General features: G+C 53.1%; 15 protein-coding genes. 9 read left to right on the top strand and 6 right to left on the bottom strand.

Annotation, left to right across the window (positions count from 1 at the left end):
• Positions 1–7 precede the first annotated feature (7 nt).
• Positions 8–898, top strand: coding sequence for a heme o synthase (cyoE, locus tag OGX66_RS11235; protein ID WP_003835956.1), 891 nt, complete (start codon positions 8–10; stop codon positions 896–898).
• Positions 899–1,119: 221 nt separating this feature from the next.
• Positions 1,120–2,484, top strand: coding sequence for an MFS transporter (locus OGX66_RS11240; protein ID WP_139935156.1), 1,365 nt, complete (start codon positions 1,120–1,122; stop codon positions 2,482–2,484).
• 80 nt (positions 2,485–2,564) lie between these two features.
• Here OGX66_RS11240 and OGX66_RS11245 read toward each other — a convergent pair whose 3' ends face one another.
• Positions 2,565–3,056, bottom strand: a complete 492-nt coding sequence (locus tag OGX66_RS11245) for a YajQ family cyclic di-GMP-binding protein (RefSeq protein ID WP_003831002.1) — start codon at positions 3,054–3,056, stop codon at positions 2,565–2,567.
• 174 nt (positions 3,057–3,230) lie between these two features.
• Here OGX66_RS11245 and panE point away from each other — a divergent pair, with 174 nt between their 5' ends.
• The 3 genes from panE to OGX66_RS11260 are packed head-to-tail and all read left to right on the top strand — an operon-like array spanning position 3,231 to position 5,810.
• Positions 3,231–4,142, top strand: a complete 912-nt coding sequence (gene panE / locus OGX66_RS11250) for a 2-dehydropantoate 2-reductase (RefSeq protein ID WP_003021593.1) — start codon at positions 3,231–3,233, stop codon at positions 4,140–4,142.
• The gene (yajL, locus tag OGX66_RS11255) at positions 4,105–4,695 is read left to right on the top strand and encodes a protein deglycase YajL (RefSeq protein ID WP_057063754.1); all 591 of its coding nucleotides are present in this window, start codon (positions 4,105–4,107) and stop codon (positions 4,693–4,695) included. The genes panE and yajL overlap by 38 nt, the downstream gene beginning before the upstream one ends.
• Before the next feature lie 32 nt (positions 4,696–4,727).
• A complete protein-coding gene (locus OGX66_RS11260) occupies positions 4,728–5,810 on the top strand; it encodes a hypothetical protein (RefSeq protein WP_270921575.1) in 1,083 nt (360 codons plus the stop codon).
• A 65-nt stretch (positions 5,811–5,875) separates the two neighbouring features.
• On the opposite strand, the gene thiI is transcribed toward OGX66_RS11260, so the two are convergent.
• On the bottom strand, positions 5,876–7,324 hold the full coding sequence (gene thiI / locus OGX66_RS11265; protein WP_003835961.1) for a tRNA uracil 4-sulfurtransferase ThiI: 1,449 nt from the start codon (positions 7,322–7,324) through the stop codon (positions 5,876–5,878).
• Positions 7,325–7,520: 196 nt separating this feature from the next.
• Here thiI and xseB point away from each other — a divergent pair, with 196 nt between their 5' ends.
• From xseB to yajO, 4 genes are read left to right on the top strand one after another with little or no spacing between them, the layout of a single operon-like run.
• Complete coding sequence (gene xseB, locus OGX66_RS11270; RefSeq protein ID WP_003021586.1) at positions 7,521–7,763, top strand: exodeoxyribonuclease VII small subunit; 243 nt, start codon at positions 7,521–7,523, stop codon at positions 7,761–7,763.
• A complete protein-coding gene (gene ispA / locus OGX66_RS11275) occupies positions 7,764–8,663 on the top strand; it encodes a (2E,6E)-farnesyl diphosphate synthase (RefSeq protein ID WP_270921574.1) in 900 nt (299 codons plus the stop codon).
• Positions 8,664–8,687: 24 nt separating this feature from the next.
• On the top strand, positions 8,688–10,550 hold the full coding sequence (gene dxs / locus OGX66_RS11280; protein WP_270921573.1) for a 1-deoxy-D-xylulose-5-phosphate synthase: 1,863 nt from the start codon (positions 8,688–8,690) through the stop codon (positions 10,548–10,550).
• Positions 10,551–10,606: 56 nt separating this feature from the next.
• Positions 10,607–11,581 carry a 1-deoxyxylulose-5-phosphate synthase YajO gene (gene yajO, locus OGX66_RS11285; protein WP_088902661.1) on the top strand — a complete coding sequence of 325 codons (975 nt, stop codon included), beginning with the start codon at positions 10,607–10,609 and terminating at the stop codon, positions 11,579–11,581.
• A 103-nt stretch (positions 11,582–11,684) separates the two neighbouring features.
• Here yajO and pgpA read toward each other — a convergent pair whose 3' ends face one another.
• The 4 genes from pgpA to ribH form a co-directional block, all read right to left on the bottom strand.
• Positions 11,685–12,203 (bottom strand): phosphatidylglycerophosphatase A, encoded by a 519-nt coding sequence (pgpA, locus tag OGX66_RS11290; RefSeq protein WP_003021578.1) that lies wholly within the window; start codon positions 12,201–12,203, stop codon positions 11,685–11,687.
• On the bottom strand, positions 12,181–13,158 hold the full coding sequence (gene thiL, locus OGX66_RS11295; RefSeq protein ID WP_003835968.1) for a thiamine-phosphate kinase: 978 nt from the start codon (positions 13,156–13,158) through the stop codon (positions 12,181–12,183). The genes pgpA and thiL overlap by 23 nt, the downstream gene beginning before the upstream one ends.
• Positions 13,159–13,235: 77 nt before the next feature.
• Positions 13,236–13,655, bottom strand: a complete 420-nt coding sequence (nusB, locus tag OGX66_RS11300; RefSeq protein ID WP_000801129.1) for a transcription antitermination factor NusB — start codon at positions 13,653–13,655, stop codon at positions 13,236–13,238.
• Between the two features lie 19 nt (positions 13,656–13,674).
• Positions 13,675–14,145 carry a 6,7-dimethyl-8-ribityllumazine synthase gene (gene ribH / locus OGX66_RS11305; RefSeq protein ID WP_003021575.1) on the bottom strand — a complete coding sequence of 157 codons (471 nt, stop codon included), beginning with the start codon at positions 14,143–14,145 and terminating at the stop codon, positions 13,675–13,677.
• Between the last annotated feature and the right edge of the window lie 22 nt (positions 14,146–14,167).

Raw genomic sequence — 14,167 nt, forward strand, 5'->3', positions numbered from 1 at the left:
GGCGATTATGATGTTTAAGCAATACCTGCAAGTAACGAAACCAGGCATCATCTTTGGCAACCTGATCTCGGTGATTGGGGGGTTCCTGCTGGCCTCGAAAGGCAGCATTGATTATCCCCTGTTTATCTACACGCTGGTTGGGGTGTCACTGGTTGTGGCGTCAGGTTGTGTATTTAACAACTACATCGACAGGGATATCGACAGGAAGATGGAGAGGACCAAAAACCGCGTGCTGGTTAAAGGTCTGATTTCCCCTGCGGTCTCACTGGTATACGCCACCCTGCTGGGTATTGCTGGCTTTATGCTGCTGTGGTTTGGCGCGAACCCTCTGGCCTGCTGGCTGGGGGTAATGGGCTTCGTGGTCTATGTGGGCGTCTATAGCCTGTACATGAAGCGCCATTCCGTTTATGGCACGCTGATTGGCTCACTCTCCGGCGCTGCGCCGCCGGTGATTGGCTACTGCGCCGTAACCGGTGAGTTCGATAGCGGTGCGCTGATTCTGCTGGCTATTTTCAGCCTGTGGCAGATGCCGCACTCTTACGCGATTGCGATTTTCCGCTTTAAGGATTATCAGGCTGCCAACATCCCAGTACTGCCGGTGGTGAAAGGTATTTCCGTCGCGAAAAACCATATCACGCTGTATATCATCGCATTTGCTATCGCCACGCTGATGCTAACCCTGGGCGGCTATGCAGGTTATAAATACCTGATTGTTGCTGCGGCGGTGAGCGTCTGGTGGTTGGGCATGGCGCTGCGCGGTTATAAAGTGGAAGATGACAAAGTCTGGGCGCGCAAGCTGTTCGGTTTCTCCATCATCGCCATTACCGCGCTTTCCGTGATGATGTCCGTCGACTTTATGGTGCCAAACTCGCAGAACCTGCTGACTTACGTCTGGTAAGTTAATCGTCACATCTTCTATGCCGGATGGCGGCTGACGCCTTATCCGGCCTACAAAAAAGCACATTGCTTGTAGGCCGGATAAGATACGTGAGTATCGTCATCCGGCATTTTCGTTTCCAGCCGACTCCCCTCACAACCCCAACATTTGTTAATAAAGCGCATATTTACCCAGCCTGCTTAGCGCTTTACACTAGGCGCGAAATTAATACAGAGGTGGGAATGAACGATTACAAAATGACGCCCGGTGAGTTGCGCGCCACCTGGGGTTTAGGGACCGTATTCTCGTTGCGCATGCTTGGCATGTTTATGGTTCTACCGGTTCTGACCACGTACGGTATGGCGCTACAGGGCGCCAGCGAAGCGTTGATTGGCCTTGCCATCGGCATTTACGGCCTGGCGCAAGCCGTCTTCCAGATCCCCTTTGGTCTGCTCTCTGACCGCATTGGTCGTAAGCCGCTTATTGTCGGCGGACTGGCGGTATTCGTTCTCGGCAGCGTGATTGCCGCGCTCTCCGATTCAATCTGGGGCATTATTCTTGGTCGCGCATTGCAAGGTTCCGGAGCAATTGCCGCGGCCGTGATGGCGCTGCTTTCCGACTTAACCCGCGAGCAAAACCGCACCAAAGCGATGGCGTTTATCGGCGTCAGCTTTGGTATCACCTTTGCCATTGCGATGGTGCTGGGGCCAATCGTTACCCATGCGCTGGGGCTCCACGCGCTGTTCTGGATGATTGCCGCCCTTGCTACCACGGGTATCGTGCTGACCATTTGGGTCGTTCCCAATAGCACCAGCCACGTACTAAACCGTGAATCGGGCATGGTAAAAGATAGCTTCAGCAAAGTGCTGGCGGAGCCCAAACTGCTGAAGCTCAATTTCGGCATTATGTGCCTGCACATTTTGCTGATGTCCACTTTCGTCGCGTTACCAGGACAACTGGCGAAAGCCGGTTTCCCCGCCGCAGAACACTGGAAAATTTATCTGGTGACGATGCTGCTATCCTTTGTTTCCGTGGTGCCGTTCATCATTTACGCCGAAGTGAAGCGCAAGATGAAACGCGTGTTCCTCGCCTGCGTGTTACTAATCCTTATTGCAGAGATTGTATTGTGGAGCGCTAACGTGCGTTTCTGGGGCCTGATTGCGGGGGTGCAGATTTTCTTCCTCGCCTTCAACCTGATGGAAGCTCTCCTCCCCTCGCTTATCAGCAAAGAATCGCCTGCGGGTTACAAAGGCACGGCAATGGGTGTTTACTCCACCAGCCAGTTTCTTGGCGTGGCGATTGGCGGTTCGCTCGGCGGTTGGGTGGTTGAAATGTTTGATGGTCAGGCCGTATTTCTGGCCGGTGCGCTGCTGGCGGCAGTTTGGTTGATTGTGGCAAGCACAATGAAAGAGCCGCCGTATGTCAGCAGCCTGCGTGTGGAAATTCCACCAGAAATTGCCGCAGATGACACGTTAAAGCAGCGCCTGCTGGCAAAAGAAGGAATAAGCGAAGTGTTAATTGTGGCGAAAGAGCATTCGGCCTACGTGAAAATCGACAGCAAAGTCACCAATCGATTTGAGGTTGAGCAGACCATCAGCCAGACGTGATGATTACCGGATGGTAACTAACGTCTCGTCTGGCCTACAAATAGCGTGTGCGACCTGTAGGCCGGATCAGGCATTACGACTTAATCACGGAAGTTTTTAAACTGGAACGGCTGGCCGAGATCACCACCGCGAACCAGCGCCATGACGGATTGCAGATCGTCACGCGCCTTACCGGTCACACGAATTTCTTCGCCCTGAATCTGCGCCTGCACCTTCAGCTTGCTGTCTTTGATCAGCTTAACGATTTTCTTTTGCACTGCGCTTTCAATGCCCTGCTTCAGCTTAGCTTCAACAAACCAGGTTTTACCACTGTGCACGAAGGTCTCTGGTACGTCCAGCGACGTGCCTTCAATACCGCGTTTGAGCAGCTTGGCACGCAAAATATCCAGCAGCTGATTAACCTGAAAATCAGACTCGCTCAGCACCTTAATCGTCTTATTTGACTCATTCAGCTCAAAAGTGGCTTCAACGCCACGAAAATCAAAGCGTGACTCGACTTCACGGCTAGCGTTATCCACCGCGTTACGGGCTTCCTGAAGATCAACTTCAGAGACAATATCGAAAGATGGCATCTTTTCCTCTCCCTTCATTTTTGATGCGAAGCATAATACCTGCAAAGTTACTCAACAGACAGCGCTATACTAGGCTGTATCCTTTCATTGTACGTGGTAGCGACATCTGCGAACAATAATAGGGTGCGGTCGATATGGATTAACACCTGGTGCTGTTGCAGGTGAGGAGGAAGAATGAAAATTACCGTACTGGGATGTGGAGCGTTAGGACAGCTATGGCTTACAGCGCTGTGCAAACATGGACATGAGGTGCAAGGGTGGCTGCGCGTACCGCAACCCTACTGCAGCGTAAACCTGATCGACACGGATGGCTCAGTTTTTAATGAATCCCTGACGGCAAATGATCCCGACTTTTTGGCAAAAAGCGACCTGCTGCTGGTCACTCTGAAGGCCTGGCAAGTTTCTGATGCGGTAAAAGGCCTGTCTGCAATTCTGCCTGAAACCACGCCCATTCTGCTTATTCACAACGGCATGGGGACGATTGAAGAGTTACATAACATTAAGCAACCCTTGCTGATGGGAACCACCACCCACGCAGCACGCCGTGACGGGAACGTCATCATTCATGTCGCTCAGGGAACAACGCGTATTGGGCCGGCGCGTGAGCAAGACGGCGATTTCAGCTATCTGGCTGAAACCCTGCAAGAGGTGCTGCCGGACGTCGCCTGGCACAACACCATTCGCGCCGAGCTGTGGCGCAAGCTGGCCGTCAACTGCGTCATTAACCCGCTGACCGCATTATGGGATTGCCCAAACGGTGAGCTACGCCATCATCCCGAAAAAATAGCGCTCATCTGTGAGGAAGTGGCAGCGGTGATCGAACGCGAAGGCCACCACACATCAGCGGATGATTTACGCTATTATGTCGAGCAAGTGATTGACAGTACGGCGGAAAATATCTCATCTATGCTGCAGGACATTCGCGCCATGCGTCATACCGAGATCGACTACATTACCGGTTATTTGTTAAAACGTGCACGCGCGCACGGCATCGCCGTTCCGGAAAATGCCCGCCTGTTTGAAATGGTTAAAAGAAAGGAAAGTGAGTATGAGCGCTCAAGCACTGGTATGTCTCGCCCCTGGTAGTGAAGAAACCGAAGCGGTTACTACTATCGATCTACTGGTTCGCGGCGGAATTAAGGTCACAACCGCCAGCGTCGCCAGCGATGGCAACCTGACGATCGTGTGCTCGCGCGGTGTGAAACTGCTGGCGGATGCGCCATTAGTCGAAGTAGCTGACGGCGATTTCGACATTATCGTACTGCCCGGTGGTGTCAAAGGCGCCGAGTGCTTTCGCGACAGCCCTCTGCTGGTCGAAACCGTGAAGCAGTTTCATCGCTCCGGACGCATTGTCGCGGCAATCTGCGCCGCTGCCGCGACCGTCCTCGTCCCACACGACATTTTTCCCATCGGTAACATGACCGGCTACCCGGCGCTGAAAGACAAGATCCCCGCGGATCAATGGCAGGACAAGCGTGTCGTGTGGGATCCACGCGTCAACTTGTTAACCAGCCAGGGACCGGGAACCTCAATCGATTTCGGTTTGAAAATCATTGATCTTCTGGTCAGTCGTGAAAAGGCTTACGAAGTTGCGTCACAACTGGTGATGGCAGCGGGAATCTATAACTACTACGAATAAATCTTCAGGCCACTCCCTTATAAGGAATCATAATGAAAGGATATCTAAGTGGAGTGGCTTTACTGCTCCTTTCCGGTTATGCCACTGCGACGCAACTCGACATAAAGAGTATTGAGTATCGCTATCCCGGAAGCACTGAAATGCAATATCGCGTGCCATGGTTTTCCTCGACGGATAACCCCAAGGTTGCGAAACGTATTAACGATTATATTTTCGCAACCTTTATCAATCAGCTACCGGGTAATACTCCGCAGGCCACAGTAAACCAGTTTGCGAAATCAGCCATGAATCCCACCGCAAACCTTAACTACACGGTTGAATTTCGCGACGAAAAAATCCTGACCATGAATATGTTTGTCGAAGGCTGCGGAGCGTATTGCGAATCGTACAATGTACCGCTCAGCTTCGATTTAGCCAACGGCGCGGCAATTACCCTCAACGACCTCTTTTCCCGTTCTACGATGGCCGAATTAAATACTCGCATCAGAAAAGATATCCGTGGCCAAATCGACACATTTGTTGATGCGCATAAATCGCAAACACCAGAACAAATAAAAGAAGAGAAAGGTGAAGTTTTTAACTACGCCGAATTCTACGCATCGTGCGCAACCTACACCGACGGTTTGTACTACATCGACAAATTCTCCCTGCAAAAAGACCATCTGGCCTTCCTGAACGGACGCTGTAGCAACCACGCCAGCCGCGCACTCGACGAGTTGGGTGATTTCACCACGAAAATCCCAACCGCAGAACTGCATAATCAGCTCACGCCATACGGCCAGTATCTGACTGGCGCAAAGAGTACAACACAGGTTTCCCCAGCGCCCGGCATTGACGGCAAAGTCATGTACGGCACGCTGGGAAAAAGCATGCGTATTGTGTTGAAGGTGGACTGCAAATACGGTGATTTTTTTGAAGGGGCTTACTTTTACCAGAAATTTGGCGCACCGATTGAATTAACCGGCAAATGCGATACAGCCGACAATCAACATTATGAACTGAAGACATCTGCTGCTGAACAAGCGCAAGAGAAGATAACGCTGGAGTTAAAAGACGGTGTCTATCAAGGCGTCTGGGAGTCGAACGGGAAGACGCTTCCTGTGCGTTTTGAATAATATCGTTGCATTGCCGGATGGCGGCGTAACCGCCTTATCCGGCCTACAACACGGTGTTTACTCAATTACGGGCGATACACCTTCACGTTCTCAAAGCCCTGCTCGCGCAGATAAAGCGCCTGCAGGCGGCTCATCACCCCGCGTTCACACCACAGCAGCCAGGTTTTGCTCTGGTCCAGATCGCCGAATTTGGTGCTCAGCTTGTAGAACGGCAGAGAAACGACGTCCACGCCGTCAACCTTCAGCGGTTTATCATCCTGTTCATCCACAGAACGGATATCCAGGATCACATCGTTCGGGCCGAAACCGCTCACGGTTTCCACTTCTACCACGGTTTGCTGCGTCTGCTGGGCGATATCGCGAATATCAATATTATTCGCTTCTTCAACCACTTTATCGAGGATAGAGAAATCGAAGTTTTCTTCTTCGGCCTCAATCTTCGATTTGATCGCTTTCACCGTCGGGCTTTTTGAAATTACACCGCAGTATTCCGGCATGGTACGAGCAAAATCCTCGGTGCCAATTTCACGCGCCAGATTGATGATGTGCTCTTTATCATGGGAGATAAGTGGGCGCAGGATCAGGGTGTCTGATACGTTATCGATCAAACGCAGGTTGGTCAGCGTCTGACTGGACACCTGGCCCAGTGCTTCACCGGTTACCAGCGCCTGTACGCCGTAGCGCTCAGCGACTTTCGACGCCGCGCGAACCATCATACGCTTGAGAACCACGCCCATCTGGCCGTCATCAACTTTCTCCAGGATCTCACCAACCACCGGTTCAAAGTTGATAGCAACAAAACGCACGCGATGCGAACTACCGAAGCGATTCCACAGGTAATGCGCCACCTGGCGAACACCGATTTCATGCGCTGCCCCGCCAAGGTTGAAGAAGCAGTAGTGCACGCGGCAGCCGCGACGCATCAGCATGTAGCTGGACACGCCGGAGTCGAAACCACCGGAGATCAGCGACAGTACGTCTTCCTGCGTACCAATTGGGAAACCGCCAATACCTTCATAGCGGCCTTTAACCAGCAACAGACGGTCGTTTTCGATTTCAAGATTAACCGTCACGTCCGGCTTCGTCAGCTTCACGCGCGCGGATTCAATATGCTGGTTCAGTCCACCGCCAACATAACGTTCCACCTCAATGGAGCTAAACTCATGCTTACCACGACGCTTAACGCGTACGCAGAAGGTTTTACCTTCCAGTTGATCGCGATACTGCACCAGTGCTTTCTCGAAAATATCGTGCATATCGGTAAACGGCACGTCTTCTACTTCAAGAATGTGGTGGATCCCCGGAATACGGGTCAGCGCGTCGCGAATGTCCAGGCGCTGGCTTTCATCTTTAGCGCGAACCTCAACGTGATCCCAGTGACGGACAACGGCAAGGTCTTCATCATAGTGCTTTAAAACGTTACGAATGTTCCCTGTCAGAATTTTTATAAAGCGCAAACGCACAGATTGGCTTTTGATGGTGATTTCTGGGAACAATTTAATGATAAACTTCATGGCGGCAATGGTTCTTAGGCAAGTCTGAATGACTTGTAATGGAAAAAAATACAGCAGCCCATACCCGCGACTGCATCCAGGCGCGCAAGTATACCACCATCACGCGGCTACTGTGCACATTGCGCGTTATTTGCTTATCAGTGCGAGTCCGTTACCATAGTCTTGTGCTGCCAATACAGAGAGTCAGACATTCATTATGCCGAAGAAAAATGAAGCGCCCGCCAGTTTTGAAACCGCGCTGAGCGAGCTGGAACAAATTGTTACCCGTCTGGAAGGCGGCGACCTGCCGTTAGAAGAAGCGTTGAACGAATTCGAACGTGGCGTACAGTTGGCGCGTCAGGGACAGGTCAAATTGCAACAGGCTGAACAGCGCGTACAAATCCTGCTGTCAGATACTGAAGACGCGGCCCTTACGCCTTTTACACCGGATAATGAGTAAATGGATTTTACGCAGCAGTTACAGGCTTGCGTTGAGCAGGCCAACCTGGCACTGAGCCGTTTTATCGCGCCACTGCCCTTTCAGAACACTCCCGTGGTCGAAACCATGCAATATGGCGCATTATTAGGCGGTAAACGCCTGCGCCCGTTTCTGGTGTATGCGACCGGTCAGATGTTTGGTGTCAGCCTGAGTACGCTTGATGCTCCCGCTGCCGCCGTCGAATGCATTCACGCCTATTCGCTGATGCACGATGATTTACCCGCGATGGACGACGACGACCTGCGCCGCGGTCTGCCGACTTGCCACGTAAAATTTGGTGAGGCAAACGCGATCCTGGCCGGAGATGCACTGCAAACGCTGGCATTCTCCATTATCAGCGACGCTCCAATGCCGGAAGTATCTGACCGTGACCGCATCGCGATGATCTCTGAACTGGCTCAGGCCAGCGGTATCGCCGGTATGTGCGGCGGTCAGGCACTGGATCTGGAAGCTGAAGGTCATCAGGTTGAGCTGGATGCGCTGGAGCGTATTCACCGCCATAAAACCGGGGCATTGATTCGCGCCGCCGTACGTCTGGGGGCATTAAGCGCAGGCGATAAAGGGCGAGAATGCTTGGCAATACTCGACAAATACGCAGAAAGCATCGGTCTGGCCTTCCAGGTTCAGGATGACATCCTGGATGTGGTAGGCGATACTGCAACATTGGGTAAACGTCAGGGTGCTGACCAGCAGCTTGGCAAAAGTACCTATCCTGCACTTCTGGGTCTTGAGCAAGCCCAGAATAAAGCCCGGGATTTAATCGAGGATGCCCGCCAGTCGCTAAGTTTGCTGGCCGCACAGTCACTCGATACCTCGGCACTGGAAGCGCTAGCGGACTACATAATCCAGCGTGATAAATAAACCAACATATCCCATGAGCTTGCGATGAGTTTTGATATAGCCAAATACCCGACCCTGGCGCTGGTCGACTCCACCCAGGAGTTACGTCTGCTGCCAAAAGAGAGCCTGCCAAAGCTTTGCGACGAACTGCGCCGCTATTTGCTCGACAGCGTAAGCCGTTCCAGCGGGCACTTCGCCTCTGGTCTGGGCACGGTGGAACTCACCGTCGCGCTGCACTATGTCTACAATACCCCGTTTGACCAGTTAATCTGGGATGTAGGACATCAGGCTTACCCGCACAAAATACTGACCGGACGCCGTGATAAAATCGGCACCATTCGTCAGAAAGGCGGTTTGCATCCGTTCCCGTGGCGCGGTGAGAGCGAGTATGACGTACTGAGCGTTGGGCACTCTTCAACCTCCATCAGCGCAGGTATCGGTATTGCGGTTGCCGCTGAGAAAGAAGGCAAAGAACGTCATACCGTATGTGTGATTGGCGACGGCGCTATCACCGCCGGGATGGCGTTTGAAGCGATGAACCACGCAGGCGATATTAAGCCCGACATGCTGGTTATCCTCAACGACAATGAAATGTCGATTTCAGAGAACGTTGGCGCGCTGAACAATCATCTGGCGCAACTACTCTCTGGCAAACTCTACTCCTCGCTACGCGAAGGAGGGAAAAAAGTCTTCTCCGGCGTACCGCCGATTAAAGAGCTGCTCAAACGTACCGAAGAACACATCAAAGGCATGGTTGTGCCGGGTACGCTGTTTGAAGAACTGGGATTTAACTATATCGGTCCGGTGGACGGTCACGACGTGCTGGGGCTTATCACCACACTGAAGAACATGCGCGATCTGAAAGGCCCGCAGTTCCTGCACATCATGACCAAAAAAGGTCGTGGTTACGAGCCGGCAGAAAAAGATCCAATCACCTTCCACGCGGTACCAAAATTCGATCCATCCAGCGGATGCCTGCCGAAAAGCAGCGGCGGCCTGCCGAGCTATTCAAAAATCTTCGGTGACTGGCTGTGCGAAACCGCGGCGAAAGACAATAAGCTGATGGCAATCACCCCGGCGATGCGCGAAGGCTCCGGTATGGTGGAATTTTCACGTAAGTTTCCGGACCGCTACTTCGATGTGGCGATCGCCGAACAGCACGCGGTGACGTTTGCTGCCGGTCTGGCGATTGGCGGCTATAAGCCGGTCGTGGCTATTTACTCGACCTTCCTGCAGCGCGCCTACGATCAGGTGCTGCATGATGTCGCCATCCAGAAACTGCCAGTTCTGTTCGCCGTTGACCGGGCAGGAATTGTTGGCGCAGATGGCCAAACCCATCAAGGGGCGTTCGATCTTTCCTTCCTGCGCTGCATCCCGGAAATGGTCATTATGACCCCGAGTGATGAAAACGAATGCCGCCAGATGCTGTTCACCGGCTATCACTACAACGACGGTCCAACAGTCGTGCGCTACCCGCGCGGTAACGCGGTGGGCGTAGAGTTGACCCCGCTGGAACAACTGCCTATCGGGAAAGGTATAGTGAAACGTCACGGGGAGAAAGTGGCAATTCTCAACTTCGGTACCCTGATGCCGGAAGCCGCTCAGGTCGCAGAGTCGATGAACGCCACGCTGGTCGATATGCGTTTTGTGAAACCCCTGGATGAAACGTTGATCCTTGAAATGGCTGCCCAACACGAGGTGCTGGTTACCATTGAAGAGAACGCCATTATGGGTGGTGCTGGCAGCGGTGTAAACGAAGTGCTGATGGCCCATCGTAAGCCCGTCCCGGTGCTGAACATTGGCCTGCCAGACTTCTTCATCCCGCAGGGAACTCAGGATGAAGCTCGCGCCGATCTGGGTCTGAATGCCGTCGGAATTGAGGCCAAAATCAAGGCCTGGCTGGCATAAACCCCTCCCCGCTCCTGCTATGCTTAATTCATCACGAGCTAAGCAGGAGTGGATTGATGAAATACAACATTTTAGGAAAAACCGACCTACGGGTCTCCCGCCTTTGCCTGGGCTGCATGACGTTTGGCGAGCCTAATCGCGGCAATCACGCCTGGACGCTACCTGAAGAAAGCAGCCGCCCGATAATCAAACACGCCCTTGAGGGCGGCATTAACTTTTTCGATACCGCCAACAGCTACTCCGCTGGCAGTAGCGAAGAGATTGTCGGTCGCGCGCTGCGTTATTTCGCCCGCCGCGAAGATGTCGTGGTCGCTACCAAGGTTTTTCACCAGGTTGATGATTTAGCAGAAGGATTATCCCGCGCACAAATCCTGCGCTCAATCGACGACAGCCTCCGACGTCTGGGTATGGACTATGTCGACATCCTGCAAATTCACCGCTGGGATTACAACACACCTATTGAAGAAACCCTGGAAGCGCTGAACGACGTCGTGAAAGCCGGTAAAGCGCGCTATATCGGCGCCTCATCCATGCACGCTTCGCAGTTTGCTCAGGCGCTGGCCTTACAGAAGCAACACGGTTGGGCACAGTTCGTTAGCATGCAGGATCACTACAATCTGATCTACCGCGAAGAAGAACGCGAAATGCTGCCACTGTGCTATCAGGAAGGCGTGGCAGTGATCCCCTGGAGTCCGCTGGCACGTGGACGCCTGACGCGCCCATGGGGAGAAACGACAGCACGCCTGGTTTCCGATGAAGTCGGTAAAAATTTGTACAACGAGAGCGATGAAAACGACGCGCAAATTGCCGCACGGCTGACCGGCGTCAGTGAGGAACTGGGCGTAACGCGCGCGCAGGTTGCGCTGGCCTGGCTGCTGAGCAAACCGGGGGTGGCAGCGCCGATTATCGGCACATCGCGCGAGGAACAGCTGGATGAGTTGCTCAATGCGGTGGATTTAACGCTGAAGCCGGAGCAGATTGCCGAGCTGGAAACGCCGTACAAACAGCATCCGGTGGTGGGATTTAAATAAGTATTAGCGATGACTAATTGTAGGCCCGATAAGCATAGCGCATCCGGCACTGATTGCCCGATGGCGCGACGCTTATCGGGCCTACAACAGCCCCCCAAAAGGGTTAAATGATACCTACCGGCCAGTGATGACCGATAAAATACAAAATTCCGGCAGAGAGTATTCCGGCCACAATATCGTCGATCATGATCCCCGTCCCGCCATGCACGTTGCGATCGAACCAACGAATCGGCCACGGCTTCCACATATCCAGAATACGGAAAATCACAAATCCGGCGGCAACCCACTGCCAGTCATTGGTCGGCAGCGCCATCAGGGTAATCCACATCCCGACAAACTCGTCCCAGACAATGCTACCGTGATCGTGCACACCCATATCTTTCGCCGTTTGATGGCACAGATAAACGCCGATACAGATAGATAACATCACCACCAGTGAATACAGCTGCCACGGTAGAAAGGTCATTAAATACCAAAAAGGGATCGCCGCCAGCGATCCCATCGTGCCAGGAACAATTGGGCTCAACCCGCTGCCAAAACCGGTGGCTAGCAGGTGCCACGGATTGCGCATACTCAGGCGGCTTTTGGCGACATCTTTTTTAAGGCGCGGCAAAATGGTCATATCCTTTCCAGTCAAACGTGACGGATTTTCCATCGCGCGTAAAGTGAATGCCTTCCACGTCTGCGCTCATCTGCCCAATGCAGGTAAACGCTGCGCCGAGATTTCCCAGCGCCACATCCAGCGCACCACGGTTAATTTCCGGTACGGTAAAGCATAACTCATAATCTTCACCGCCCGAGAGCGCCCAGCGTAGGGCCTGTTCCGGCTCAACGTGCCGGGCGAATGCCGTGGAGTAAGGCAGCGCATCGACGTTAACCCGCGCGCCACAGCCGCTGGCATTAACGATATGCCCCAGATCGGAAATCAGGCCATCGGAGATATCGATAGCCGCACTGGCCAGATCGCGCAGGGCTTGTCCCTGCAAAATACGCGGCGTGGGACGCAGATGGCGTTTAAGCAGATAGTCTGCGTCTTTTGCATCTCCAACCTGCAACCGATTCTGTAAAATCGCCAGCCCCGCCGCGCTGTCTCCCGGCGTACCGGTAACATAAATCCAGTCCCCCGGCTTCGCACCAGAGCGTTTTAAGGCCCGTCCTACAGGAACGTAGCCATGGATACCCAACGTCATCGACAGTGGCCCACGCGTGGTGTCACCGCCAATCAGCTGCATATCATAGTAATTAAGCAGTTCAAACAGGCCATCACTGAAGGCTTCAAGCCAGGCTTCATCAACGTCAGGTAACGTGAGTGCCAGCGTCAACCACGCAGGATCGGCCCCCATCGCCGCCAGATCGCTCAAATTCACCGCCAGTGCTTTCCAGGCGAGATCGGTGGGATCAATGTCGGGGAGGAAGTGATTGCCTGCCACCAGCGTATCGGTACTGATCGCCAGCGTCTGTTTTTCAGGGATATTCAGGAGTGCGCAGTCGTCACCAATACCGGTTTCGACATCAAGACGAGACGTTCTTACGCGGTCAAAATAACGGGCAATCAGGGAAAACTCGCCGCATGCCATACGTTATGCCTCAGCAGAAAAAAAAGAAAAAGCCGGGGACAGCGGAAACAGGTTCCACCATCCAGCCGGCCTCGGGATTACTTTTTGTTGGGGCGAATCACAGGTGCTGCTTTATCCAGTACGCCGTTCACGAATTTATGGCTATCTTCAGCGCCGAAGGTTTTCGCCAGTTCAATCGCTTCGTTGATGGCCACTTTGTACGGCACATCACTACGTTTAGACAGTTCAAACAGCGCAATACGCAGTACGGCTTTTTCTACCTGACCCAGCTCTTCTAACAGACGAGACAGGTAAGGCTTCATTAATCCATCCAGGTACGCGCTGTTAGTCGCCACCCCGGACAGCAGTTCACGGAAATACAGAACGTCGACATCTTTAACGTCCTGTTCCGCCAGGAACTGGTATTCAACATCAGCGATGTCGTTCTGGGACAACTGCCAGGAGTAGAGCGCCTGGACGGCACACTCACGGGCGCGGCGACGAGCAGCAGGTTTCACGGATTTCCCCTTACAAAAATCAGGCCTTAATGGCTTTCAATACATTAATCATTTCAAGCGCAGTCAGTGCAGCTTCTGCGCCTTTGTTGCCGGCTTTAGTGCCAGCACGTTCGATGGCTTGTTCAATACTTTCGGTGGTCAGAACACCGAAGGCTACCGGAATGCCACTGTCCTGAGCGACATGCGCCAGGCCATTGCTTGCACCGCCAGCCACATATTCGAAGTGCGCGGTACCGCCACGGATCACCGTACCAAGCGCAATTACCGCGTCGTATTTACCGGTTTTTGCCAGTGCGTCAGCGGCCAGCGGCAGCTCATATGCACCTGGAACCCAAACAACGGTAATGTTTTCATCTTTAACCTGGCCAATACGTTTCAGGGCGTCGATAGCCCCTTCCAGCAGGCTGTCATTGATAAAGTTGTTGAAACGCGCAATGGTGATGGCGACGCGAGCGTCCGGGGTAGCAACGTTAGCTTCAATAATGTTCATATTCTTCCTTCGGGTTCGATTT

This window comes from Citrobacter sp. Cf072 (assembly GCF_030334485.1).
Taxonomy (GTDB): Bacteria; Pseudomonadota; Gammaproteobacteria; order Enterobacterales; family Enterobacteriaceae; genus Citrobacter; species Citrobacter freundii.

Bases quoted from the DNA above. Each gene is read 5' to 3' on its own strand.
- cyoE (WP_003835956.1), top strand. From the start codon at position 8: ATGATGTTTAAGCAATACCTGCAAGTAACGAAACCAGGCATCATCTTT.
- OGX66_RS11240 (WP_139935156.1), top strand. From the start codon at position 1,120: ATGAACGATTACAAAATGACGCCCGGTGAGTTGCGCGCCACCTGGGGT.
- OGX66_RS11245 (WP_003831002.1), bottom strand. From the start codon at position 3,056: ATGCCATCTTTCGATATTGTCTCTGAAGTTGATCTTCAGGAAGCCCGT.
- panE (WP_003021593.1), top strand. From the start codon at position 3,231: ATGAAAATTACCGTACTGGGATGTGGAGCGTTAGGACAGCTATGGCTT.
- yajL (WP_057063754.1), top strand. From the start codon at position 4,105: ATGAGCGCTCAAGCACTGGTATGTCTCGCCCCTGGTAGTGAAGAAACC.
- OGX66_RS11260 (WP_270921575.1), top strand. From the start codon at position 4,728: ATGAAAGGATATCTAAGTGGAGTGGCTTTACTGCTCCTTTCCGGTTAT.
- thiI (WP_003835961.1), bottom strand. From the start codon at position 7,324: ATGAAGTTTATCATTAAATTGTTCCCAGAAATCACCATCAAAAGCCAA.
- xseB (WP_003021586.1), top strand. From the start codon at position 7,521: ATGCCGAAGAAAAATGAAGCGCCCGCCAGTTTTGAAACCGCGCTGAGC.
- ispA (WP_270921574.1), top strand. From the start codon at position 7,764: ATGGATTTTACGCAGCAGTTACAGGCTTGCGTTGAGCAGGCCAACCTG.
- dxs (WP_270921573.1), top strand. From the start codon at position 8,688: ATGAGTTTTGATATAGCCAAATACCCGACCCTGGCGCTGGTCGACTCC.
- yajO (WP_088902661.1), top strand. From the start codon at position 10,607: ATGAAATACAACATTTTAGGAAAAACCGACCTACGGGTCTCCCGCCTT.
- pgpA (WP_003021578.1), bottom strand. From the start codon at position 12,203: ATGACCATTTTGCCGCGCCTTAAAAAAGATGTCGCCAAAAGCCGCCTG.
- thiL (WP_003835968.1), bottom strand. From the start codon at position 13,158: ATGGCATGCGGCGAGTTTTCCCTGATTGCCCGTTATTTTGACCGCGTA.
- ribH (WP_003021575.1), bottom strand. From the start codon at position 14,145: ATGAACATTATTGAAGCTAACGTTGCTACCCCGGACGCTCGCGTCGCC.